This is a genomic window from Bacteroidetes bacterium GWF2_43_63, assembly GCA_001769275.1.
In the GTDB taxonomy this organism is placed as follows: domain Bacteria; phylum Bacteroidota; class Bacteroidia; order Bacteroidales; family DTU049; genus GWF2-43-63.
Window position 1 is genome coordinate 191,041 of record MEOQ01000040.1, and the last position, 24,781, is coordinate 215,821.

Sequence of the window (24,781 nt, forward strand, 5' to 3'; positions counted from 1 at the left end):
ATGAAATTTACACCAGAAAAATACAATATCCCGGATGTGCCTATGCAGCCCTTTTTGGATGCACAGGAAATTCAGAATTATCTTGACAAAACCATCTCCACGCCGGAGAGAGTCAGGGAAATTATTGCAAAATCGCTGTCAAAACTGCGTCTGAATCTTGAAGAAACCGCCGTGCTTGTCAATACTACCGATCCGGCTCTGATTGAGGAAATCAAAGAAGGAGCACGGGAGCTGAAAAAACGGATTTACGGAAACCGCATTGTTCTTTTTGCGCCCCTTTATATTGGTAATAAATGCGAGAACAACTGCCTCTACTGTGGCTTTCGTGCTTCGAACAAAGCGGCCGAACGCGTCACTCTTTCCGACGAGGAAATCGTACAGGAAGTTGAATCGCTCGAAGACAATGGACAAAAGCGGCTTATTCTTGTGTATGGCGAACATGCACAATACAATCCTGAATTCATTGCTCATACAGTTCGCATTGCCTATTCCGTAAAAAAGAATAATGGCGAAATTCGTCGTCTCAATATTAATGCAGCTCCGCTTGACATTGAAGGATTCAAAGTAGTGAAGGCAGCTAATATAGGAACATACCAGATTTTTCAGGAAACCTATCATCCCGAAGCGTATAAAACGTATCATCTTCGTGGCAAAAAAGCCGATTACAGTTATCGTCTAACATCGCTCGACCGCGCTCAGGAAGCCGGAATTGACGATGTTGGCATAGGCGCTTTATTCGGCCTGTACGACTGGCGCTTCGAAGTCTTAGGTTTGGTGCGACATACAAATCATCTCGAGGCTTGCTACAATGTAGGGCCTCATACGATTTCGTTTCCCCGTATCAAGGATGCATCTATGCTTGAGCTTGGCGACAAGTATTTTGTAAATGATCAGGATTTTGCCAGACTTGTTGCGATTCTCCGACTGGCAGTGCCTTATACCGGAATGATTCTGACGGCACGCGAACCAGTTGAAGTGAGAAACGAGCTTTTACAATATGGCGTGTCGCAGATTGATGGCGGAACCAAGCTTGAACTTGGCAGCTATGCAACTCACGACGACCATGAGCAAAACCTGAATAAAGGTCAGTTCAGAATTAATGATAACCGTACGCTTAGCGAAGTGATTTCAGAATTGCTCGATCAGAATATGATTCCTTCTTTCTGCACGGCATGTTATCGCTTAGGCAGAACCGGAGAGCATTTCATGGAGTTTTCGGTTCCCGGTTTTATCAAGCGCTTTTGTACACCTAATGCTATTTTGACATTGGCTGAATACCTGGTGGATTACGGTAACGAAATAAATAAAGAAAAAGGCTGGGCTTTGATTGAAAAAGAGCTGGCTGCACTATCAAACGCTGATGAAGTGCGTAAACGCATCGAAGAAATCAAAAACGGTAAACGCGATTTGTATTTCTAAAATAACTCATGGAAACAATGAATAAAGGAAAAGACCTTAAGCCGCACATCGGCATATTTGGCCGCCGTAACAACGGTAAAAGTTCGTTCATCAATGTGATGACCGGACAAGATGTGGCTATTGTTTCCGAACACCCTGGCACTACTACCGATCCTGTGAAAAAATCGGTCGAGATTTTCGGTATCGGTCCGGTGATTATGATTGATACAGCTGGCATTGATGACACCGGAGATCTGGGCGAAAAGCGCATCAACAAATCGTTACAGGCACTCAAGACCGTCGATTGCGGCGTGTTGCTGATTGCAGGAAACAGATTCGGATCGCATGAAATAAAACTGATTAATGAATTCAAAAAAAGCGATATTCCTTTTATTGTTGTTCACAATAAATGTGATGTAGAGCCACTTTCAGCTGAAACAAGAAAAGAGATATCTGGTCAGACCGATGCTTTAATTATTGAATTCAGTGCCAGAACAAAAAAAGGTTTTGATGATGTCGTGGATGCCTTAAAGCAAAGCATTCCAGACAAATCGTACATGTTTAAGTCGCTTATTGGCGATATCATTAGTGAAGGCGATTATGTATTGTTGGTAACGCCTATCGATTCTGAAGCTCCGGAAGGACGCATGATATTGCCGCAGCAAATGGCAATTCGCGATATACTTGACAACAACGCGATTTGTATTGTGCTACGCGAGACAGAACTGGAGCGCTTTTTCAAAACAAGCTGCATCAGGCCGGCATTGGTAGTGACCGATAGTCAGGCTTTTGGATTTGTGAAAAGCATTGTACCCGAAGACATCCCGCTGACTAGCTTCAGCATTGTGTTTTCGCGTTTGAAAGGTGATTTTGAAAACTTTGTAAAAGGCACGCGAACGATTGGTGAACTTGAGGACGGAGATAAAATTCTGATTCTCGAATCGTGCACACATCATGTAAGTTGCGATGACATCGGACGAGTAAAGATTCCGATGTGGCTTTCGAAATTCACAGGAAAGAAATTATATTTCACCATTATTTCCGGCCTTGGTGATTTGCCGGAGAATTGTAAGGACTACAAACTGGTGATACAATGCGGAGGCTGCATGGTGACCCGCAAGCAGGTGCTGAACAGACTAAAACCATTTTCGGAAAATGAGGTTTCCATAACTAACTACGGGATGGCGATAGCTTATCTGAACGGTATCTTCGAGCGGGCACTGCAGCCCTTCTGCAATAATGACTGCGAAAAACAGTAAAACTGAAAAAGATGATTGACGGGATTTTCAGCGGTAATCTTGATTTTGAAAAAATCAAACATCTGCTTTCTCTTGAAGACGGGAAAGAGATTCAAAAGCTGATGGACAAAGCCCGTGCAACCAGAGACAACACGATTGGCAACAAAGTATATCTGCGCGGCTTGATTGAGTATTCCAATCGATGTGCGAAAAACTGCTTCTACTGCGGTATTCGTGCTGGCAATACAAATGCTGTCCGCTATCAGGTGAGCGATGAAGAAGTTCTGGAGGCTGCAAAATACGCGCTCGATCATCGCTATGGATCTATTGTTTTGCAATCGGGTGAGCGCAGTGATAAGGAATTTACTTCGCATATTTCTTCGCTGATTCAGAAAATTCATCACCATACCGGAAACAATTTACGAATTACTCTTTCATGCGGCGAACAAAGCGAAGAAGTGTATCGTGAATGGTACCGACTGGGAGCCCAGCGGTATTTGCTACGAATCGAAGCGTCAAATTCCGAATTGTATTCAAAACTTCATCCGTCGGATCATAGTTTTTCTGACCGCATGAAGAGTCTGAAAACGCTCATGGATATTGGCTTTCAGACGGGCACCGGTGTGATGATCGGATTGCCGTTTCAAACCATTGATGACCTTGCAAAGGACTTGCTTTTTATCCGCGATTCCGGGGTTGTGATGGTGGGCATGGGACCTTACATTGCTCATGAAGACACGCCGTTATATCAATATAAAGATGCACTCATTTCTGTTGAAAAACGAATGGAGCTTGCGCTTAAAATGATTGCAGTTCTGCGCCTGATGCGGCCTACAATAAATATTGCTTCAACAACCGCGTTGCAGACTCTTGATGAACATGGTCGCGAACTGGGACTCAGAGCGGGCGCCAATGTTATCATGCCGAATATTACACCGGTTTCTTTTAAAAAGGAATATAATCTGTACGAAGGCAAACCCGGGCTGCACGACGAGCCCGATGAAGTAGGGGAGACCATCGAAAGACTCATTATCAGCGCTGGCTGCGAAGTCGGCTGGAGCGAGTGGGGCGATTCGAAATTTTATTCCAGCAAAAGATAAAAGACAAAAGTAAAAAGATAAAAGTAGCGTTTTGAATGAGTTATTGTGTTTTCTTTTGTCTTTATCCTTTTATCTTTTGTCTTAGCAGATTCTCGGCAGCTGTTCACCAGCCAGCATATCAATAATGCGCGTACCGCCAATGCTGGTTTTCAACACTGCTTTGCCTTTGTGTTCTTCGGTGATTTCTCCGATAATGGAAGCTTCTTTTCCGAATTCATTGTTCTTTATTATTTGCAATGCTTTGTCCGCATCTGTATCATCAACTACCATCACGATTTTTCCTTCATTGGCCACATAGAACGGATCGAATCCAAGCAGTTCGCACATACCACGCACGTTTTCGTTTATTACTACTGCTTCTTCGTGAACAAGTACACCAATATTGTTGTGCTCAGCCATTTCGCAAAGCACCGTAGCAATACCGCCCCGCGTGGCATCGCGCATGAATTTCACTTTGCAGCCAGCATCAAGAATGGCTTTGATCATTTGATTCAGCGAGGCGCAATCTGATTTTATATTGGTATTGAAATTTCCAAAATTGCGTGCCGCCATAATGGTCATGCCGTGATCGGCAATGCTGCCATTGATCAGAATTTTATCGCCAACCTGAATCAGTTTACCTGTGCCGATTTCTTTATACTTCGGTTCCATAAATCCGATACCGGCAGTGTTTATAAAAACTTTGTCGCACTGACCTTTATTCACCACTTTGGTATCGCCTGTAGCGATTATAACGCCTGCTTTCCGGGCTTCTTCGGCCATAGTGGCAACAATGGTTTCAAGTTCTTCAGCGGACAGACCTTCTTCGATAATAAATGCCGAACTGATGTATTTCGGTGTTGCACCGGATACCGCCAGATCGTTCACTGTGCCGCATACGGCCAGCTTTCCGATGTTGCCGCCATTGAAAAATACCGGAGTAACCACATACGAATCCGTAGTAAACGACAGCATTTCCCCTTCGCAAGGAACAACTGCAGAATCGCTCTGTTGGCCGAGTACAGGGTTGCTGAAATGTTTGTAAAAAATCTTTTCGATTAGTTCGTGCGACAAACGGCCGCCGCTTCCGTGTCCGAGTAAAATATTTTTTTCCATTATTTGTTGAATCTGAAGTAAGCATTGCAGGCGCCTTCGTGCGAAACCATGCAGGCACCTACCGGGTTTGATGTTGTACAGGCCGTTCCGAACAATTTGCAGTCGTTCGGTTTTTTAAGTCCTTTCAGAATTTCGCCGCAGATGCAGCCTTTGTCTTCGCGCGTGGGCTCTATTTCCACAGGAATCATGCGCTCAGCATCGAATGCAGCATATTTTTCGTTGATGCCCAGGCCGCTCTTGGGTAAGGTTCCCAGACCGCGCCACCATTCGTCGCGCAATTCAAAAACCTCTTTAATGGCTTCCTGCGCCTTTACATTTCCTTCTTTCGTAACAGCCCGACTATATTGGATTTCGACCTTGTAGTCATTGTTCTCATGCTGTTTCACAAGCATGTAAATGGTCTGCAGAATATCGACCGGCTCGAAGCCAGCAACAACACATCCCACCTTATAGTTGACAGGTAGTGGCTCGTAAATGGAAGTACCGGTAATAACACTCACATGGCCCGGAGCAATGTAACCATTGATGGCAACCCCTTCGTCAATCAGCGCTCCCATAGCGGGCGGCATGATTTTGTGCGAGCTCAGCAGAAAGAAGTTTTTGAGATTTTCTTTTTTTGCATTGATGAGGCCGGCGGCACTGGGAGGCGTTGTGGTCTCGAAACCGACACCCAGAAACACTATTTTTTTTGACGGATTTTCTTTCGCTATTTTCAATGCATCGAGAATGGAATAGACAATGCGGACATCGGCGCCTTTGCTTTTTTCTTCAGCAAGTGTAGAGCTGGAGCCGGGTACACGAATCAGATCGCCGTACGTTGTAATGATAACATCCGGAATGCGGCTCAGTGCCACGGCATGATCGAGAAAGCGGCGGTCGGTGACACACACCGGGCAGCCGGGACCTGAGATCAGACGTATATTTTCGGGCATCAGCGATGGAATGCCGTATTTCTGAATGGCCCATGTATGGCCGCCGCAGACCTCCATCAGCACAATGTCTTTTTTACTGATGGTCCTGATTTGATGTACCAGTTTGTCCACCAGTTCTTTGTCGCGGTATTCGTCGATGTATTTCATTTTTATAATTTACTAACTTTTTCCGAGTCTTTACTTAGCTTGATGAGCCTGTTACAGGTGTCGGGTAGAAATTTTCCCGAGCTGAAATATAACAATTTCATTATTCACAGCAGGCAGCATCAGCGGGGCCGGAGAAATCAGATATCCAGTTCAGGCTTGATCTGCTCATTGAGATCATCGAATTCCTCAAAAACTTTAAGGGTTTCAATCGCTTCCTCTTCGCTGATTTTCTGAATGGCAAAGCCGGTATGTAGCAGAATGTAGTCGCCGACTTTCACGTCGTCGAGCAGCTGCAGCGAAGCTTCATATTCGGTGCCACCAACCGAAACAATGGCCATGTCGCCATTGATTGAAATCACTTTGGAGGGAATGCTCAGACACATATAAATCTCGTTTTAATTCGAAATACAAAGGTACTAAGAAAATGACAATGCTAATGTGTGCTGTTTATTAATGACTTATGAGTTGGAAACAGGGTGATGCAAATGCTGAATAGTCTCTCATAAGTTAGTGGGCTGGGTGCAGTCTCCAGATAACATCCAACGAACGAGGAAAATATAAATACAAGCATGCCGACTGGTGTAGATGCGAATTTAATTCACATCTCTGTATCACTGGCATATAGTGTTTCGAGTAAATTTTTATATGCATTGGCCCTTATCAGAATTGTGCTTCAATAGCACTTTAACAACACAGTCAGTTATCCATGTAAGAAAGAAATTATAAAGTATCGGAACTAATATAATTAGTAAATAAAATCTTTCAAGGTTGTCTGGCCAGAATATTCCACCGTCAAACAATCCCTTTATGGGAAAAAAATATCCCAGAGTATATGAGATGTTTGTTCCACTATAGTTAATGAAATTTAGCGGGATTCCTGACATGTCAGTAATAAAGCTCAAAACTCCTTCTTCGGTTTTCAAGCAATAGAAAAAACCCAAGTGTAATGCAACAAACTGTACGATTGAATATGCGTATAATACAGTGAATTTTTTTCGCGAAATGCAAGCTGATACTGTTAAAATCAGCCCAAAATAACACGACTGAAAAGTGATGTATGAAAAGAAACTATTGAAATAAAATGCCATGTGCGACAAACCATCATTAAGATACACAGAAAGGAATAGCGTGGTTGCATTAAAGAATACATTAATAATTGTCCAAACAACAAAAAACAGCAGTATATCTCTGACTGAGAAATTTTTTATTGCCATTGGATTCATCATTTACTTTGATTTTTGTGCTGCCGCAATCACCAGCTGTCCCAGCGCAATGCCACCGTCGTTGGTGGGGATTCGGTGGTGCGAAATTACGTCAAACCCTTTGCTGGCAAGTTTTCTTTCAAGATTTCCCAGCAGATATTTATTCTGAAAAGTCCCACCTGATAAAACAACTTTATTGGAGCCGCATTCTTTTTTCATCCGGATGGCCATTTCAATTACAGCTGCAATCAGCATGTTGTGGAATTTTGCAGAAATCACCGAAACAGAAACCTCTTTTTCCATATCGTGAAGAATGGCTCTGAATGTTGGTTCGAAGCTGATTTCGTTTTTAATATCAAATGGGTAAAACGCTTCAACACTTTTATCAATCACTGATTCGAGACGCATAGGAGCTTCGGCGTGAAACTGACTCACCGGACAAAGATTGATCAGCGCAGCAACTGCATCAAACAGCCGTCCGGAGCTGGATGTGAGCGGTGTGTTTATTTTTTTATCGATGGCCTGACAGAGCATTCCGATTGTATCGGGTTTAATATTGCTCAGGAAAGGCAGATTTTTATTTCTGAAATCATCGCCAAAAAAACGATAAAGATAAGAGACCGCCATACGCCATGGTTCATCTGTAACCTTGTCTCCGCCTGGCATTGGAATATACCCGAAATGGCTGAATCTTTTGTATTTATTTAAATCGCAGATCAGAAATTCGCCGCCCCATATATTGTTGTCGTCGCCAAGACCAGTACCGTCGAAGCTAATGCCAATCACGGTTTCATTCAGCCCATTTTCCGCCATGCATGAGGCAATGTGTGCATGATGATGCTGCACTTTTACATGCGGGAGTCTGCTTTCAGCGGCATAGCGCGTCGAAAGATAATCGGGATGCAGATCGCTAACAACCATCTGTGGCTCGAAACGGAAAAGTTGTTTGTAGCGTTCTAGGCTTTCGCAATAAAACGCGTAAGTTTCCATGTTTTTCAAATCACCGATATGCTGACTCAGTATGGCCTGATCGTGTTTGCCAATCGCAAAGCAATTCACCAGTTCGGCTCCTGTGGCCAGAATGCCATCGACATTCAGTTTCAGATTTACCGGTGATGGTGCATACCCGCGCGAACGGCGGCTTACACGCTCTTTCTCATTGACAACTGTAACCACCGAATCGTCGGCGCGGTTGTAAATATCGCGGTTATAGGTCACTACAGCATCAGCCACTTTTGTGAGAATATTCAGCGCGTCGGAATTATCAGTAATAATCGGCTCGTCGGAAATATTGCCGCTGGTGAGTACAATGGCTTCGAGATTTGTTTTTTCGAACAATAAATAATGCAAGGGCATGTAAGGCAGCATGGATCCTACCGTTCCGAATCCCACACAGACCGAAGGAGCCAGTTCCTTTTTACTGGTTAGTAGTACAATCGGGCGTTTGAGCGATGTCAGCGACTTTTCTTCCTCTGCATCTACATGCGCGTATTCCTTTAGTTTTTGCAGCGACGAAAACATTACGGCAAATGGTTTTCCTTCTCTGTTTTTCAGCTTTCGCAGTCGCTGTACAGCTTCTTCGTCGAGCGCATCGCAAGCCAGGAAGAAGCCGCCAATTCCTTTTATAGCTATTATTTTTTTTTCGTGAAAAAGTTTTCCCAACTCATTCAGAATTTCTGAAATTCCTTTTATTGTTTTGCCATCGTAATGCAGTGTGTATTCAGGTCCGCACACCGAGCAAGCCACGGGCTGTGCGTGAAACCGACGGTCGCGCACATCGGTGTATTCTTTGCGGCAGTCGTCGCACATAATGAATTCACGCATCGTGGTTTTGTCGCGATCGTACGGAAGGTCTTGGATGATGGTGAAGCGCGGCCCGCAGTTGGTGCAGTTAATGAAAGGATAGTTAATTCGATTCGGCTGTGTTTTCATGTCTCGCAGACAATTGTCACACACAGCAATATCAGGACTGACTTCAGTTACACGATTTGAAACCGTATTGCTTTTTACAATCTGAAAATCAGAAAAATTAATAAATTCAGTCTGAACGAATTCAATAGATTCGATGGAAGAGGCCGGGGGCGCGGTATTTCGGACAGTCTGAATAAAATTATTCAAGGAGTTTTCATCGCAGTTGATTTTGATAAAAACGCCGTCGTTACGGTTTTCGACTTCGCCATTCAAATTAAATTCTGATGCAACACGAAATATGAAGGGCCGGAAACCGACGCCCTGCACCAGGCCTTTGATATGGATGAGAAAGGTATTCAATTTTGCAGCTTATTCAAGATGCAAAGTTATTAAAAATAGGAGAGAAACAGTGTTTCTATTCCTTCACAAACGATATTACTCCTGCAGCATCATTACTTCGGTAGCGCAGAAAATAAGTGCCTTTCTCCAATGCAGAAATATCGACTATTGTTGTATTGCTTTCAGGATTCATAGAAGTTGACCAGACCATTTTTCCATCAACGCTGACAATTTCGAGATGGTTGATACTGTTGTCATGTATGATGTAAACAGCATCTGCAGCCGGATTCGGATAAATACTAACGGATAAATCCTGCGTTTCCGGGAAGCCTGTATCACAATTGTAAATATATACAGAATCAGTGGCGGTATTGTAGCAACCGTGCGAATCGGTGAATGTATAATTCACAACACTGTAATGATTCCCCATCACAATATCACCGATCAGGTTTGTCCCTGAAACATTGCTGCCGCTGTAGATGCCGCCCTGAGGCAGTCCGCCCGACAAAGGATAAGTGGGGAAAACGGGCATTGTATAGCCGCAGACGGAGTCGTAGGGCAAATTTAAAATTACAGATGGCTGTGAATTCACAACAATGCTTACTGCGGAATCGCTCTGGCAGCCGTTTGCATCGATACCAATCACAATGAATGACTGCGTGGCGGGAATAAACGTAATGCCATTCTGAATGCCGTTGCTCCATTGAATGGTCTGAGCGCCGCTTGCAGTCAGCGTTAAAGGAGTACCTGAGCATAAAGTATCATTGGGTGCAACAGTGATGTTCAGCACCGGAACGGGATGCACCGTGATATTGAAATAGCAGCTGTCTGTGGTCATTCCATCGGTGGCTTTGTATTTTATGCTGTGTGTTCCTGCACCTGCCAAGGCAGGATTGAAAACACCACCGGATACGCCATTGCCGCTGTAAGTGCCGCCAGCCGGTGTACAGCCGTTTAATGTCCATGCGGGATGGTCGATGCACATGGAGGAATCTGTATGACAGTTTACAGAGAATGGCGTTGTACCTGCGTTTGCAACTGCAATATTATCGAAGTAAACATAGAATGTATTGCTGTTGTCGTAGCCGCAACTTGGTTCAAGATAAATAAGTATTGACGATTTATCGACAATTGTACTTAAATCAAAAATCACTTCAGTTGCTGCGCAGGAGCGGGTTTCAGTGAATTTGAATCCTTTACCATTTGCGCCCGAATCATATAATACGTTGCTGCCATTGATTCTTACTGCTGAAACAATTTTCTTATAGGCACCGTCGGCCCAGACATAAAACCGGCACCAGTCTGCAGTGTGTGCGGCAAAGTAAGAATGCGATACGTCAAAGGTTAGTTTGATACTATCGAGCCCGGAGGCATTGATTTGTGGCATTCGCACAAAGTTTCCCCAGAAACTATTCCACGACCCGGCGTATCCGATGCGACCGCCCGGGCAACCGCCGGTCGAAGAGAATGCTATCGGTGGATTATAATCTGGTGCAAACCAAACGGTGTTAGCAGCCGATGTTCCATGAACCAAAATATCGCCGTTAAATGGCTCCGGACCAAGTATCTGGGCTTGTCCTAACATGTATATCAATACAAAAAATGAAAGTAGAATTGTTTTCATCTTTTCAATGTTTGTTCAAATATACCTATTTCATGAATATATCAACTAATATTTTAAATCACCAATATCAGCAGCTCAAAGAAATCGTATTTTTGCAAAAATCTTTTCCAATGGAAATCTTCCTCACTCCTGAAGCATGGATATCATTGCTGACACTAACGCTGCTTGAAATTGTGCTGGGCGTCGACAATATTCTTTTCATTTCAATTGTCAGCAACTCGCTTCCTGCTGACAAGCAGCGGCCTGCACAGCGTATTGGCTTGATAGTCGCCATGTTATTTCGTGTTGCATTATTGGTAGCGTTGGTCTATCTCATGCGCCAAATGACCGAACCTTTATTTTTCGTTGCGGATATGGGATTCAGTTTCCGTGAAATTATTCTGGCTGCCGGCGGTCTTTTCCTTGTAGCAAAAAGTGTTTCCGAAATTCACGGCAGGATGGAAAATGAGCATTCAGAATCAAAAAAGAAAATTGGAAAAAAGTTTTTCAACGTGGTGTTGCAGATTGTCCTGCTGAATATTGTTTTTTCATTTGACTCAATTCTTACTGCCATCGGATTGTCAAACCAGCTATTGATTATGATTGCTGCCATTGTAATTTCGATGTTTGTCATGATTGCATTTGCAGGTTCAATATCGCGTTTTATTGCAACACATCCTACCCTCGAAATTCTTGCTTTATCTTTCCTGATTCTGATTGGTTTCATGCTGATGCTCGAGGGCGTCCACATTGAGGTCCCGAAGGGTTATATTTATTTTGCTGTATTCTTTTCGTTGATCGTAGAATTGGTCAATATGCGGATTCGAAAGAAAAGTAGGCGATAGCAAAATGAAATAAATTTACATCAAAACATCATTGGGGAAGACGTTTTTTTCTTTGGTCCGCGGATTTTCCCAATCAGCATGAGTTCGTGCGATGTTTGAGAATATGCCGAGGCTGGCCCGGTGATCCAGTCGCCAGCATACCCGATCCCAAGATATTCCGTAATGCGGACTCCAGCCAGTAATATGGCCGATTCATCCCATCGATAGCTGAGTCCGAACCATACCTTATTGTCATACGTTGCTCTTGCATGCAGATCGTATTGTGTGATGAATTCAGAACTTCGTGCAAAAAATGCCGGGGTCAGCGTCCAGTCATTTCCGAGGTCGAATCGGTACGACATACTTAAATAGTAATGCCGAGGAACTTTGTAGAAGTCGCTTTTGCTCATCGATTGCGTAATATGTGTGGACGATGCCTGCAACGTAAAACCATGAGTCCGAAAAACGAGACCCACGCCAAAGTCGCCTTTGGTCTTGTTTTCGAGATCTTCCGGAGCGATGACTTCTGCCGAATTTTCAAAAGTAAGCTCGTCAGCGTCCACACTTCTGGAGGCAATGCCACCTGAAATTCCCAGACAGAAAGATGTTGTATCTCCCAATTTGAAATTTCTTGCATACGAAAAACGTGCATTCAGATTGTGTTCGTATCCGAGTTGATCATTCAAAATATTCAGGCCAAAACCACCGATTTTATCAAAGTTGCAATGTGCATTGAATGATTGTGTTGAAGGTGCTCCGCCAAATCCGATCCATTGCTGACGTCCGAGCAGACTCAGGTTGATGTCGTTGGAAGTGGCTGCTACAGCTGGATTATAACACAACTCGTTGAACATGAATTGCGAAAATTGAAAATCGTTTTGAGCATGCAGTTGAGTAGACACCGCAGAAATACTTATTAAAAGGATGATATATATTTTTTTCATGGCTTAGCGGATTAAAGTTACTGAACCTTTAACTTCTGATTCAATTCCGTTTTCATCAAGAAGTTTCACAATAAAGAAATAGGTTCCCTGTGAAACAGAATCGTCGCCGAAAGAGCCGTCCCATCCTTCGTTTCCGTGATAGAGCTCCTGTCCCCAGCGATTGACAATGGTGAGATCGACTCCTTGCAAAAACACATCATTGAGCCCGTCGCGGTTTGGCGTGAATGAATTATAAAACTCAATCACATTCGGATTTATATCTCTGTCGTCTGCAGGACAGCCCCCGGTTTCAACGCTTACAGTAACAACATCTCCGGGTAGCAGGTCGTTGGTTGTCCACATATTTGATGATGACGATTGTGCAAGGCCACCATTGATATAAAAATTATAATGCTGCAGTGAATCCGGAGTTGCCATAAATGTGGCGAGCTGCCCGGTCAGAATAGTTCCGGAAGGATTTGATGTAACAAAAATTTCAATGGGTTCCAAAACAATAACCTGTGTTGATGTTACCGCAGAACAGCCGTTGGCATTTGTAACCGTTACTGAATAGATAGTTGTTGAAGTTGGCTCTGCAACAATGCTTGCTGTTGATGCGCCTGTATCCCAACTATAAGTGCTTCCGCCCGATGCTGTGAGCGTGGCCTGCTCTTCAGGACAAATACTAGTATCGGGTGATGCAATGGCGACAGGCAAAGTATTAACGGTTACTATGGCAGTGTCGGTATCTGTGCAACCATTGACGCCAGCCACAGTGAGCACGAGCGTATCAGTCGCTGTTGCTGTGAAAGTAATGGAAGCTGTTGTCTGACTTGTTGACCACGAATACATACTTCCGCCTGAACCGTTGAGTGTCACAGCGGAACTTTCACAGATGGTCACGTCGTTTCCTGCATTGGCCGCAGGCGAGGGTAGAACTGTTACGATTATACTCTGACAGGTCGAAACGCCGCAACCGTTTTCCCATGCGGCATAGAAGGTGGTTGTTGATGAAGGCGCTGCGATTGTAAGATTATTTCCAGCCATCGGAGAGCCGCTTCCACAGCTACTTGTGTACCAGTTCAATGTAGTTCCGCTACCGTTTGCCGCAGATAATGTTATGCTATCGACATTCTCTGAACAGAAATTATTCTGATCAACCAATGCGGCAGTAGGAGCTACTGGCAGAGGATCAATGCTTATGATTACCTGAGCAGAATTTGTACATCCGGTGGCAGTAATGTTTTGTGTGAGATAATAGGTTGTTGTTGCAGCTGGTGAAACAGTCGGATTTGAAGATGCTGATGTAAATCCGACAGGATTCGATGTCCAGCTGTAGGTGTTTCCGGCCACCGATGCGCCTCCGAGGGCAATACTGTTACCCGCACAGACTCCGGTGTTTGCAATGACCGACGTTGTCGGAAGGGCATTTACTGTTACTGTTAATGGTGTTCTGTGCGTTTCGCAACCAGTGAAAGCATTGGCAATTGTTGCATAAAATGTAGTGTTGGCTGTCAATGCGGTTGTGGTGTAATTGGTTCCCGAGTATAATAATGTGCCTCCCGAAGCCGCATCGTACCAACGAATAGTGCCCGATCCGCCCGACCAGGTTGTGCTGAGCGATGCTGTATTTCCGGAACAAATGGTGGCGGCATTGGTTGTCAGAATGGGCTCTCCGATGATGTATGCAAATGGTGCATACACGCCTGGACAAGCTGTTGTGATTGATCCTGACGATGCGCCTGTTGTTGTTGCCAGTGGAGTTACCCACGCGGCTGGCGGCGGCACTGCACCACGGATAAGCGACATAGAACATTCAATGGTGCCTGCAGGAAAATCAGTGGCAAGATTGTACAAGTTTGTAATTGTGCCAGTCGGATTTCCGCCTGTAGGCTGCATGTAGAGCCACCAATTGGCTTTGTAGTTTGCAGCCGTAATGGTATCTTCGTACAATAAAACATCTGTCGCTCCGCCGGATGCTGTCTGATTCAGTGTTACCGGGCGATAGGCATTGCTGACCATATGTACTGGTCCGATCGGAAAAACATAGGTTCCCGCACCTGCGGTAAGCGCGCGGCGGAATTTCCCCTGAATAAAATTCGTTGATGTGTAGCCCGCCAGCAGCGCCGAAGGCGAGTTGTTCGATAAATATAATTCGTAAAAGTTTGTACCATTCAATGTTTTAACCATGCCGGTTACAAGCTGCAGCGTATTAGAAATAGTGGCATTGCTTCCAAGAATAATTCCGGCTCCGGAATTTGTGATCTGCAGATTATACAATGTACTGGTGCCAGGTGATAAGATTTGCAGCGATCCGCCGGTGAGGTAAACATTTCCTGTCGATGCTGAAAAAACGCCACCACCGCTGCTGTTTACAACAAAGTCACCCAAAACTGTCAGGTTCTTCGTTCCGTTTACATTCCATGTGCCATTGTTCACAGTGAAATCATTATTGACTGTAAGATTTCCGGTTGCATTGCCAGCGTAAATTCCAGGCTGAATGCTGCCGGTAGATTTACTTATGTACAGATTATAAAACGGTTGCGTCATCGGCTGATTGACGTACTGCGCATTTGGCTGTGCCGATGAATAAGTATCCTGAGATATGCGCAGGGTGCCTGTTCCACATAGGAATGTTCCATTGTTGGTCCAGTTTCCGTACAGGTAAATTGTTTTGGAACCCGCATTCAGTGTGGCTCCGGCATTTATGATGACATGATTGAGAAAATAGCTATAAGCACCGGACAATGTCGTATTCCCATCGAAAATGACGGTGGCATCAGGGTTTCCGTTGCTGTTGCGATGGAATTGTCCGTTCTGAATAAAATTCCCTTTGATAGTAACTGACACCGGATGGCTTGAGATACCGTTGGTTCCGGTGGTATTCGGATTGTTGTTATGCAGATTAAAAAATGTGGACACACTGGATCCTTCAATGGCTTGTTCAAATCCGCCATCAAAATTCACAGTGCCGCTGCCACAATTAAATGTGCCGCTGTTGTTCCAGATGCCAGTCAGATTGATGATTCCGGTGTTGAGATTCAGCGTTCCGTACAGCGAAACATTGCCAATACTGTCGTTGACACCTGTCAGCGTGAGTGTTTGCGAGCCAATGTTCAGTGTACCACCGGTGTTTATCAGGATTGCTTTTACCGTTGCCACCTGATCAAGCGTAATGTTGGCGCCATTTACGATATAAACGGTATCGTCTGCCACCGGCAGAATTCCGCCCGACCAACTCGCTGAGCTGCTCCAGCTACCCGTTACAGCAAGGCTGCTGCGTGTAGTTGCAGATACATGTGTGGTCAGAAGCAGAAAAAATGCAAAACAAAAAAGTCCCCCAATGTTTTTCATGCCTTAAATAAATTAATTTATCGGGCAAAAGTATGAATAAATTCTTTAAAAGCGTAGTGTTTGCTGACAGATTGATGATATTAAAGTTTATGCAAGTATTTTCTCTGGTTTTGAGTTAATATATTTTTATATTTGCCAAAACTCTGGTCATGAAATATGTATGTATTGTAATACTTGCATGTTTGTTTGCGTCCTGCTCACCATTGGTGCAGAAGGCTTACTTTGTCGAAAGCCCAAATGTGGGCGCTTTTGATTCAGCAAAAGTTACATCAGTTGACTTGTCTGGCAATTATTACTCAAATACAGAATTGCAGTACTCACACTCTTTTTCAGAACATATTGGCATTTCTGGCGGAGCACTATTGGGTTATCAGGGATGGACTTCAAACAAATCCCAGCATGAGTTTGATGATAAGCCAGGACCTCTGGGCACGTATGGGCTCAATGCCGGATTGATATGGTTTCGAAACAGCGAACCAAGATATTTTGAACTGACTATTGGCTACGGTTATCAATACAACAACAGCAGAATTATTTCGAAATGGCTAACTCCTGCTGGAATGATGATGGGACCCTATTTGTCTCACGATGTTCATTCAAAATTCCATAGAATTCTTATTCAACCAGCACTTTTGTGGAAGCATAACAACGGAGATAAAATTGGGTTGGTCATTCGCATGGAACTTGTGAATACACCCAGCTTCTATTACAATTACAAATTGAATAGCTATTACGACAGCTTCAATCCGCATGTTCAGGACTATCGCGATCAGATCTCATTTTATAAAAAATCCTTCATGGTTTTTTCTCCATTTTTCTTTATTCGGAATTCAGGAGAGAAGTTCAACATTGGAATGCATGTGGGATTATCGCTTCACACCAATGTAATGAGTCAATATAAAATCATTGACAACCTCGATTCTTCTCTGGAAAGAAATATTATCAGAGGTCATCCTGCAATGGCCGCCGTTGTCTTCGGTTTTGATATTGGATTGAATTGGAAAAAGAAGTAATTTTTCAATCAATTTCTTTTTGTACTTTCACTTTTTAAAAGTTTTCCACATGAAAGTTTCCGTCTATCATAATCCACGTTGCCGTAAAAGCAGAGCAGGACTCGATTTGGTGAAAACGAAAACCAATGAAATTGAAATTATTGATTATCTGAATACCGGAATTAGTGCAACGGGCATCAAAAAACTCTCGCAGCAGCTGAACATAAGCGTAAAAGACATGATACGCACGCAGGAAGATTTCTATAAAAAAGAATTGAAAGGAAAAAACTTTTCCGAAGCTGAATGGTTGCAGATTATTTCCGAAAATCTAAAACTTTTAAAACGACCTATCGTGGTGAAAGGCAATAAGGCCGTGATTGTTGAGTCTGCTGATGATCTGGAGCGACTGTTTTAGCTCAACGCTCAAGGCTCAATGCGCAACGGCGAAGCTCCTTCTTCAATCTCTCTGCGTCGTGAAACGACCTGAGTGCATTGAAGAATATATGTCTCAGCATTGCTAACCAATCAGCTGATTTCTATTTGTATCTTTGTAACGATTGTAACTTTGTAACGCGTAACGAAAAAATGGAATACAGAAAAGAAAAAGACAGCATGGGCCTTGTTGATGTACCCGCAGATAAATACTGGGGCGCACAAACTCAACGCTCGAAAGACAATTTCAAAATTGGCGAAACCCTGATGCCAACTGAGATTATTGAAGCATTCGCTATATTGAAAAAAGCAGCGGCTTTAGTAAACAATGATCTTGGAAAATTGTCAGCTGATAAAGCAAAACTTATAGCAGAGGTCTGCGATGAAATTTCCATGGGTAAGCTGGACGATCAGTTCCCACTTGTGGTTTGGCAGACCGGATCGGGCACACAAAGCAACATGAATGTCAACGAAGTCATTGCCAATCGCGGACATGTGATTGCAGGCGGAAAGCTGACTGATGAAAAGAAAACACTGCATCCAAACGACGATGTTAACAAGTCGCAGAGCAGCAATGACACCTTCCCGACGGCCATGCATATTGCAGCTTATTCCATGTTGGTGTGGCATACTATACCGGCGCTTGAAAAGCTGCGCGACGCTCTGAAAGCCAAAAGCGACGCATGGACAACCATTGTGAAAACCGGCCGAACACACTTGATGGACGCTACGCCACTTACACTCGGACAGGAATTTTCGGGTTATGTGTCGCAGCTTGATCATGGAATCCGCGCCATCAAAAATTCGTTGCTGCATCTGAGTGAACTGCCTTTGGGCGGCACCGCTGTAGGAACGGGTCTCAATGCGCCTGTCGGCTATGATGTGAAGGTGGCGGCAAAAATTGCAGAGCTCACAAAACTTCCGTTTATCACTGCGGAAAATAAATTTGAATCACTCTCGGCGCACGATGCCATTGTTGAAGCCAGTGGAGCTCTGAAGTCCGTTGCGGTGAGTCTGATGCACATTGCCAACAACATCCGGCTGCTGGCCAGCGGCCCCCGATGCGGGATCGGAGAAATATTGCTTCCGGAAAACGAACCCGGCTCATCCATCATGCCCGGCAAAGTCAATCCTACACAGCCCGAAGCAGTGACCATGGTGTGCGCACAGGTGATCGGCTGTGATGCGGCTATTACTGCAGGCGGCATGGGTGGCCACTTTCAGCTCAACGTTTTTATGCCGGTGATGATTTATAATTTCTTGTTTGCTGCCCGGCTCATCGGTGATGCGTGTCATTCATTTACCGACAATTGTGTGGTTGGTATTGAACCAAATTATGCAGCGATTCAAAAGAACATGGAAAGTTCATTGATGCTGGTGACAGCACTGAACTCGCATATCGGCTATGATAATGCGGCCATCATTGCAAAGAAAGCACACAAGGAAGGACTATCACTGCGCGAAGCCGCGATAGAATCGGGGCTTGTGACTCCCGAACAATTCGATGAATGGGTTGACCCGTCGAAGATGATATAAATTTTATTGACATGAAAATCAATTTTAGAATCAATGAAACGGGCGAAAAATATCTGTTTTTTCTTTTGTTTTTGCTGGTTTGGGTCTATGTGATATTCCGGGCTGCCTGGTCGCCCATTACGCATGATGAGGCCGAGACTTTTTTTATATATATTCAGCCCGGAAAATTTATTCCTCCGGACGCCTATCCCGATGCAAACAATCACTTACTGAATTCGCTGCTTACAAATATTTCATATAAGCTTTTCGGGAATTCGCTCCTGGCCTTGCGTTTGCCCAACGTGTTGCTTTCTGTCCTTTATTTTTTCTTTGTTTTCAAGTTATCCGGATTGCTGAAAAACCGCTTCAACAGATGGGGTTTTGTGTTATCAATGATTTTCTGTCATTTTATAATTGAATTTTTTGGGTACGCCCGGGGATACGGATTGTCAATGGCTTTTCTTGCAGGCGCATTATACCATCTGATTCAGTTTTACCGAAATGCTTCTTTGCGCAATTCAGCGCTGGTTGTTGTTTTTTTGATACCGGCGCTTGCAGCTAATCTGACTTTAATACACACCTATCTGCTGATTCATTTGCTGCTTGTACTATTTATTATTTTTAATTTTCGGCAAATAAAACGCTCTGTGATTGTGGCTACATTTGCAATTCAGATTTTTGCAGGAGCTCCGGTTTTGTATATTCTCGCCAAATATTCGATGGTGCTTCGGAGTGGGGGAGCCTTGTACTATGGAGGAACCAGCAATTTTTGGGATGCCACACTTGGTTCTCTGTCTGCAGTTCTGTTCCGGCCATTGCCTCAATTATTAAGTTATTTGTTTGTAGCCGTTTTCGCAGCCGCACTCATTATTTTTATTTTCCTGGTCATTAAAAAATTTATTTTCAAAAAGGAAAATCTATTCTATTTCATTTTTCCATTTTTGCTGGGCGGCAATGTCGTGATGACTTTTGTGTTATCGCGTTTTTTCGGTGTCAATTTTCCCGAAGACAGAGTTGCCATGTATTTTATAATTCTGTTCGCCGGAACGATATTTTTTCTTTGCGATACAGCCCTGATTTCTTCGAAGCGCTGGCGAATTCTGCTATTCACTCCGTTTGTATTCATCATCGTGCAGTTCTTCTTGTCGCTAAGCATCAGATTCACGAGCTATACTCCCGAGTACCGGGTTCCGGATGAATTCTATAATTACCTCGTTGATGAATCAGCAAAGCGTGATTTTCCGCCTGTGATAGAAGCATATCGTCTTCATAGCACAGAGTGGTATTATATTAATTCCGGCAAGGGCAACAAGCTCAGTCCAATTACCTATGAAATATTTCCTTCGGCATCGGCCGAATTTGTCATTGCTGATAATAAGGAATTTCCTGACTGGAACAAGTATTACAACGAGTTGATGTTTGATTCTCAATCGGGTATGTATCTTTTGAAACGCAAAGCCGCAATCGTCCCTCAGCTATTGTTTGCAACGGACACCCTGATGAATCAATCAGATTCTATGGAGTACTTCAACTTGATTATTTCTGATACCGATACATTAGTTGGCAGAAACATTCTGTTTACAATTGATATGCAGGTGAGGGCCGAGGCTGTGCCGTTTCAGACAGCCATCATCGCTGCGGCTTCCGGAGCTGACGGAAGCACATTACGAACACAGGCGCTGGAGTTTGAACGCATGCAGCCCGACTGGTCGGCCAATGATGGAGAAGTGATTCGAATGAGCATGTTGTTGCCGCAAATTCCAGAAGGAACCAATCGTATTCTGATTTTTGTCTTCAATAAAAACAAAGTACCGTTCAGAATTATTCGCTCCGAAACGCGCATGTATTCGTATTTTTGAGAATCACTGATATCTTTGCCAAACATTGAACTTTAATTTTGAATAATTAAAGTTCGAAAATAATAAAAGCAGCAGCTCCGGAATCTGGCCAGAGCTGCTGCTTTGCAGAGATTACGATAATACTGAAATCAGAAATATGTGTAAGAAAAATTTGTTTCCCGCGACAATTTATCCTTGCGATAAATACTCTTTTTTGTCAGCAGTCCCTCAGCATTTTCTTCGGAAACAGCATTTAAAGTACATTGAAGTCCGTGTTTTTTTGAGTACGTCCAGTTTTCGTATTTCAACTGATTGCCGTTTTCACTCAGCAGTCTGAAGTATTTGAAAGTAATATTATTCTTATCGTCCATATAGATTCTCTCCGTGCGCCTTCCGTCATCACTGAAGCGCGTTATCATAGTATGCGGGTGTTTCCCTTCGGTCACCACTTTCGCCGAGTCCGTCATTCTTTCGTTGCGATACCAGACAGTTGTGGTGGTCAGTTCTCCTTTTTCATTCACCGATTTTAAATAGTTTACAAAACCGCCATCGGCCCTCTCTTCATGCATCTTGCAAATAGTGGTTGTATCCGTGCGTGCTGCCAGCAGTTCACCTTCCGGCAAACAATCGTGATTCCATGTATGTATTAATTTCCCATTGCCATCATACAAATGCGTTGTTTGCAGTTTCATGTCACTGTTGAATGAATATGCAAAACGTTTTGAAACACTCAGGCCGTCTTTTTTATACACAACCTGCTCTGTAAGATTCTTTCCTGTATAGACCTTAGTGTATTTTGATTTTAGTTTGTCGTTTTTTCGGTACTCGTATGAAATGATATTTCCTGTTTCAGGATCGTATTTTTTATCATATTGATACATCACTTTTCCTTTACCATCTGCTATTTTCTTTTGTTCCACCCAGCCGCTGTCGTTGAGGCCAAAGCTCTGTTTTCGTATCAATAGCCCTTTTGCGTCATATTCTTCTTTCAAAATGGTCTCCCCTTTCTCATTCAGGGTGGACACTTTTTTGAGCGTGGCTTTCTCCGGATTTCCTTTTTTGAAGGTTGTTGTGGTTTCCGTGATGGATTTTATTTTGTGGGCAATTTTTGTTTGCATCAAATTGTCAGTCAAATAGTAGCCATCATATTCAAAAGGGTTGGAGGTGAAATAGTACTCGCCTGTTTGCGCATCAACGGTGCAGGCCAGCAATAACAGGAAAATAAAGATGGTGCTTTTCATAAAAAAATAATTTGTTAATACAAACGTCGCAATTTTATCGCTTATTGCACAAGATTACATTATTTTTTGAAAAAAGTAACAGCAAAACTGTGAACATCGCATTGCAACTGAATTGTATAAAGTCCAACCGCCAGCGATGCTGTATTAATTTTCACAACATTTCCAGTGAAGCCCGGTTTTGCACTGATTTTTTTACCTGAGGCATCAATAATTAAAACCGTAAGCGTCCTGTATTTAATTTCATTTGGAATTGTTATAAAAAGCTCATTGGAACACGGATTTGGATAAACAGAGAGTTCAGGAATAATTGATTTTTCAACGCCAACATCTATAATATCCACGGGTAAAATCAGCATTGAAGGCGATATGCCATTGCATAAAACCCGGTTGTGTGCTACTGTTGTATCACCTGCTACATACATTGGGCCGCCATCATTCATATTATTATTAAAGCGAGGGTAGTTCGAAGATGTGATGTCGAGCCGGATCCGATGTCCTGCCAAAAATGTGTGCGACGTCGGATTGAGTTCAATTTCTATTTGATAAACGGCTGTACTGTCGGATATAAATGTTGTGTCATTTGTTGTATATCCTTGCCTGAAACGGGCGCGGCGTATGCCATCCACAAGCAGCATCGAGCGGCCATCAGGATAAACATCTGTGAGTCGTGCGGCAAAATCAACATCTTTACAATCGGATTTTATTTGCAGAATGACTTTCGGATATCCCTGCACCGTTGCATCAGTCTCAAGTACGGGTGATGTAAATACGAGAATATCTCCCCGACTTTCCACTACCGGAACCTGATCATATGGTCCCTGAACCAAGTCGGCCCGTAGTGTTGGACCGCCCACAGTTGGCGATGGATCGCGCGGATCATAGGTGATTTGCTTGTATTCATTTACTCCTGTCGGCAGAAAATTCAGCAATGACATATTCTCGTGCAGATACAGATTGGTTTCAGTAAAACCGTTCTGTGGCCAGTTTTCTATGTATTGCCAATTGTTTACTCCCATCTGAAAATTGATGATGGTGCTGAGTGTATCATATCCATTGACCTCGCTAAGTAAATAATATTTCAGAAAGCGCATTGCGAGCGAATCCGACATACCAGCTGCCATCGGGTAGGAGAGTTGTCCGGCCGAATCGGTGCCAACATAAGCGGCGCCATGGCCACCATGAACCCATGGTCCCATCAGCAGTTTGTGCTTGTCGCGAACAGTGGCCGGTGATGAAGTCCGAACTGCATCAAAGAAATCGAGCATCACAACAGAATTGTGATCAAACCAGCCGCCAATCATAAGCAATGGGATCTGAATGGAATCGGGATAAAAATTGGTGGCTTCGGAATAGCTCCAAAGCAGGTTGTAATGCGGATTTGCGTAAAGAATACCAGACATGCCAAAACCAAGGCCGTCAAGCTGATCGATGTATTCGTCACGCGCTACGCCTCCGGGAAAATATTCCTGATAACTGTATTGCGGTCCGGCAACAAGTGGTACTGCGCAAACCAGATGCGGCGGATTTTTTTTCGCGGTCATGTACTGCACGCGTCCCAGTGCCGATGGTCCCCAGGTTGCCACTTGACCATCGCTCCAGCTTTGTGAAGCAATCCATTCGACCGCGTCGTAACCATCGGCACCGCGATCGGGTGTGGTAACACAGGCCGCTGCTGATCCGTAAAAGCAACGCCAGTCGAGAATAACAAAAGCAAACGGGCTGGTATCTATTTCTGTTCCGATGAGTGGAAGCCCGAAGCGGTACCACAAGCGATTGTAGGGCGTTTGTACCAGTATGGTTGGGAATGTTTGCCCACCGGACGTGTCGGGCAGATAAATGTCGGCAGCCAGTTTTTTTCCATCACTTGTTGCGATGCTGTCCACAACAGGTGAGAGTACCTGAGACCTGGCAAAAGTTGTAATAAACAAAAACAAGGTCAGCAGCAAAGTTTTTTTCATCGGGAATTTTTATTAAAGATACAAATTCAGGCTAATTTCTGATGCAGCATAAAAAAAGCTCCCAATGGAGCTTTTCAGTATTTTTCAAGTAATTATTATCGCATGTCATTGATTGAATAACCAGCGTATTCAGTTTTGTCAAAGGTGAAGCGGGAATCGAACACTTTTGGATTTTCAACAAAGTTGGTTACAAGGTAAGTGTAGGTTGTACCATTTTTATCATACACAGTGGATGAATACACCATGTTCGAACTTTTGTTTATTTCGAGACGCACTTTGTAAAACGACTGGGTTGTTGTAGGAGTCAAATCAAGTGTCTGCATTACTATACCAGCTTTAGGCGCTTCTTTGATAAATTTAGCTTTGTAATTTTTATTGTAGGAAGTCAGCATTTTGTTTGGTGTATTCTGATTGGTGGGATCTACACTGTTTATCTGAACTTCTTTATCTTCTTTCAATACGGTCCAAATGGTGATGCCGTCGCAAATGATGAGTTGATCAGCAATATACAGACGATATTTATCTCCTTTAAGGTAAATGCTGCCCGTTTTGGTTTCATTAATATTTTCGGTTGTGTTGGCCATGGTATATGAAAATTCAAATTTCATTGTTTCCAGGGCGTCAAGTTTTGCACTGAGTGCATCGAGGATAGCTTTTGCTTTTGTATCGGTTTGTGCTGAAACATTAAAAGCAGTGCACACAAAAACAAACGCAATCAATAAGATCTTTTTCATAAATG

Annotated in this window: 19 protein-coding genes; 8 read left to right on the forward strand and 11 right to left on the reverse strand. The window is 43.5% G+C overall.

Features of this window, described 5'->3' with window-relative positions:
* From A2W93_03155 to A2W93_03165, 3 genes are read left to right on the forward strand one after another with little or no spacing between them, the layout of a single operon-like run.
* Complete coding sequence (locus tag A2W93_03155) at nucleotides 1-1,419, forward strand: [FeFe] hydrogenase H-cluster radical SAM maturase HydG (GenBank protein OFY53660.1); 1,419 nt, start codon at nucleotides 1-3, stop codon at nucleotides 1,417-1,419.
* Nucleotides 1,420-1,436: 17 nt separating this feature from the next.
* Complete coding sequence (locus A2W93_03160; protein ID OFY53738.1) at nucleotides 1,437-2,657, forward strand: [FeFe] hydrogenase H-cluster maturation GTPase HydF; 1,221 nt, start codon at nucleotides 1,437-1,439, stop codon at nucleotides 2,655-2,657.
* Nucleotides 2,658-2,668: 11 nt separating this feature from the next.
* Nucleotides 2,669-3,736, forward strand: coding sequence for a [FeFe] hydrogenase H-cluster radical SAM maturase HydE (locus A2W93_03165; GenBank protein ID OFY53661.1), 1,068 nt, complete (start codon nucleotides 2,669-2,671; stop codon nucleotides 3,734-3,736).
* Between the two features lie 81 nt (nucleotides 3,737-3,817).
* On the opposite strand, the gene A2W93_03170 is transcribed toward A2W93_03165, so the two are convergent.
* From A2W93_03170 to A2W93_03195, 6 genes are all read right to left on the reverse strand, one after another.
* On the reverse strand, nucleotides 3,818-4,831 hold the full coding sequence (locus A2W93_03170) for a hydrogenase expression/formation protein HypE (GenBank protein ID OFY53662.1): 1,014 nt from the start codon (nucleotides 4,829-4,831) through the stop codon (nucleotides 3,818-3,820).
* Nucleotides 4,831-5,910, reverse strand: a complete 1,080-nt coding sequence (locus A2W93_03175) for a hydrogenase formation protein HypD (GenBank protein OFY53663.1) — start codon at nucleotides 5,908-5,910, stop codon at nucleotides 4,831-4,833. Before A2W93_03175 ends, A2W93_03170 begins: the two co-directional genes overlap by 1 nt.
* A 137-nt stretch (nucleotides 5,911-6,047) precedes the next feature.
* Entirely contained in the window at nucleotides 6,048-6,293 is a 246-nt protein-coding gene (locus A2W93_03180) for a hypothetical protein (GenBank protein ID OFY53664.1), read from the reverse strand.
* A gap of 258 nt (nucleotides 6,294-6,551) precedes the next feature.
* Nucleotides 6,552-7,136, reverse strand: coding sequence for a hypothetical protein (locus tag A2W93_03185; protein ID OFY53665.1), 585 nt, complete (start codon nucleotides 7,134-7,136; stop codon nucleotides 6,552-6,554).
* Complete coding sequence (locus tag A2W93_03190) at nucleotides 7,137-9,383, reverse strand: carbamoyltransferase HypF (protein ID OFY53666.1); 2,247 nt, start codon at nucleotides 9,381-9,383, stop codon at nucleotides 7,137-7,139.
* Between the two features lie 55 nt (nucleotides 9,384-9,438).
* On the reverse strand, nucleotides 9,439-10,986 hold the full coding sequence (locus A2W93_03195) for a hypothetical protein (protein ID OFY53667.1): 1,548 nt from the start codon (nucleotides 10,984-10,986) through the stop codon (nucleotides 9,439-9,441).
* Between the two features lie 110 nt (nucleotides 10,987-11,096).
* On the opposite strand from A2W93_03195, the gene A2W93_03200 reads away from it, so the two are divergent.
* The gene (locus A2W93_03200) at nucleotides 11,097-11,810 is read left to right on the forward strand and encodes a hypothetical protein (GenBank protein ID OFY53739.1); all 714 of its coding nucleotides are present in this window, start codon (nucleotides 11,097-11,099) and stop codon (nucleotides 11,808-11,810) included.
* 20 nt (nucleotides 11,811-11,830) lie between these two features.
* On the opposite strand, the gene A2W93_03205 is transcribed toward A2W93_03200, so the two are convergent.
* Together A2W93_03205 and A2W93_03210 are read right to left on the reverse strand one after the other, a co-directional pair.
* Entirely contained in the window at nucleotides 11,831-12,643 is an 813-nt protein-coding gene (locus A2W93_03205; GenBank protein OFY53668.1) for a hypothetical protein, read from the reverse strand.
* A gap of 93 nt (nucleotides 12,644-12,736) precedes the next feature.
* The gene (locus A2W93_03210; GenBank protein OFY53669.1) at nucleotides 12,737-16,066 is read right to left on the reverse strand and encodes a hypothetical protein; all 3,330 of its coding nucleotides are present in this window, start codon (nucleotides 16,064-16,066) and stop codon (nucleotides 12,737-12,739) included.
* 149 nt (nucleotides 16,067-16,215) lie between these two features.
* Between A2W93_03210 and A2W93_03215 the strand changes: the two genes are divergently transcribed.
* The 4 genes from A2W93_03215 to A2W93_03230 all read left to right on the forward strand — a co-directional run bounded on the left by A2W93_03215 (nucleotide 16,216) and on the right by A2W93_03230 (nucleotide 20,864).
* Nucleotides 16,216-17,079 carry a hypothetical protein gene (locus A2W93_03215; protein ID OFY53670.1) on the forward strand — a complete coding sequence of 288 codons (864 nt, stop codon included), beginning with the start codon at nucleotides 16,216-16,218 and terminating at the stop codon, nucleotides 17,077-17,079.
* Between the two features lie 49 nt (nucleotides 17,080-17,128).
* Nucleotides 17,129-17,473, forward strand: a complete 345-nt coding sequence (locus tag A2W93_03220; GenBank protein ID OFY53671.1) for a hypothetical protein — start codon at nucleotides 17,129-17,131, stop codon at nucleotides 17,471-17,473.
* A gap of 170 nt (nucleotides 17,474-17,643) precedes the next feature.
* Nucleotides 17,644-19,026: a fumarate hydratase, class II gene (locus A2W93_03225; GenBank protein OFY53672.1), complete on the forward strand. Its 1,383-nt coding sequence runs from the start codon at nucleotides 17,644-17,646 to the stop codon at nucleotides 19,024-19,026.
* Nucleotides 19,027-19,037: 11 nt separating this feature from the next.
* Entirely contained in the window at nucleotides 19,038-20,864 is a 1,827-nt protein-coding gene (locus tag A2W93_03230; protein ID OFY53673.1) for a hypothetical protein, read from the forward strand.
* 128 nt (nucleotides 20,865-20,992) lie between these two features.
* Here the strand turns inward: A2W93_03230 and A2W93_03235 are convergent, their stop codons facing one another.
* The 3 genes from A2W93_03235 to A2W93_03245 all read right to left on the reverse strand — a co-directional run bounded on the left by A2W93_03235 (nucleotide 20,993) and on the right by A2W93_03245 (nucleotide 24,776).
* A complete protein-coding gene (locus A2W93_03235) occupies nucleotides 20,993-22,084 on the reverse strand; it encodes a hypothetical protein (GenBank protein OFY53674.1) in 1,092 nt (363 codons plus the stop codon).
* Between the two features lie 59 nt (nucleotides 22,085-22,143).
* Nucleotides 22,144-24,042: a hypothetical protein gene (locus A2W93_03240; protein ID OFY53675.1), complete on the reverse strand. Its 1,899-nt coding sequence runs from the start codon at nucleotides 24,040-24,042 to the stop codon at nucleotides 22,144-22,146.
* A gap of 95 nt (nucleotides 24,043-24,137) precedes the next feature.
* Nucleotides 24,138-24,776 (reverse strand): hypothetical protein, encoded by a 639-nt coding sequence (locus A2W93_03245; GenBank protein OFY53676.1) that lies wholly within the window; start codon nucleotides 24,774-24,776, stop codon nucleotides 24,138-24,140.
* Between the last annotated feature and the right edge of the window lie 5 nt (nucleotides 24,777-24,781).

Coding starts and splice junctions, on each gene's coding strand:
- A2W93_03155 (OFY53660.1), top strand. CDS start 1: ATGAAATTTACACCAGAAAAATACAATATCCCGGATGTGCCTATGCAG.
- A2W93_03160 (OFY53738.1), top strand. CDS start 1,437: ATGAATAAAGGAAAAGACCTTAAGCCGCACATCGGCATATTTGGCCGC.
- A2W93_03165 (OFY53661.1), top strand. CDS start 2,669: ATGATTGACGGGATTTTCAGCGGTAATCTTGATTTTGAAAAAATCAAA.
- A2W93_03170 (OFY53662.1), bottom strand. CDS start 4,831: ATGGAAAAAAATATTTTACTCGGACACGGAAGCGGCGGCCGTTTGTCG.
- A2W93_03175 (OFY53663.1), bottom strand. CDS start 5,910: ATGAAATACATCGACGAATACCGCGACAAAGAACTGGTGGACAAACTG.
- A2W93_03180 (OFY53664.1), bottom strand. CDS start 6,293: ATGTGTCTGAGCATTCCCTCCAAAGTGATTTCAATCAATGGCGACATG.
- A2W93_03185 (OFY53665.1), bottom strand. CDS start 7,136: ATGATGAATCCAATGGCAATAAAAAATTTCTCAGTCAGAGATATACTG.
- A2W93_03195 (OFY53667.1), bottom strand. CDS start 10,986: ATGAAAACAATTCTACTTTCATTTTTTGTATTGATATACATGTTAGGA.
- A2W93_03200 (OFY53739.1), top strand. CDS start 11,097: ATGGAAATCTTCCTCACTCCTGAAGCATGGATATCATTGCTGACACTA.
- A2W93_03205 (OFY53668.1), bottom strand. CDS start 12,643: ATGTTCAACGAGTTGTGTTATAATCCAGCTGTAGCAGCCACTTCCAAC.
- A2W93_03210 (OFY53669.1), bottom strand. CDS start 16,066: ATGAAAAACATTGGGGGACTTTTTTGTTTTGCATTTTTTCTGCTTCTG.
- A2W93_03215 (OFY53670.1), top strand. CDS start 16,216: ATGAAATATGTATGTATTGTAATACTTGCATGTTTGTTTGCGTCCTGC.
- A2W93_03220 (OFY53671.1), top strand. CDS start 17,129: ATGAAAGTTTCCGTCTATCATAATCCACGTTGCCGTAAAAGCAGAGCA.
- A2W93_03225 (OFY53672.1), top strand. CDS start 17,644: ATGGAATACAGAAAAGAAAAAGACAGCATGGGCCTTGTTGATGTACCC.
- A2W93_03230 (OFY53673.1), top strand. CDS start 19,038: ATGAAAATCAATTTTAGAATCAATGAAACGGGCGAAAAATATCTGTTT.
- A2W93_03235 (OFY53674.1), bottom strand. CDS start 22,084: ATGAAAAGCACCATCTTTATTTTCCTGTTATTGCTGGCCTGCACCGTT.
- A2W93_03240 (OFY53675.1), bottom strand. CDS start 24,042: ATGAAAAAAACTTTGCTGCTGACCTTGTTTTTGTTTATTACAACTTTT.
- A2W93_03245 (OFY53676.1), bottom strand. CDS start 24,776: ATGAAAAAGATCTTATTGATTGCGTTTGTTTTTGTGTGCACTGCTTTT.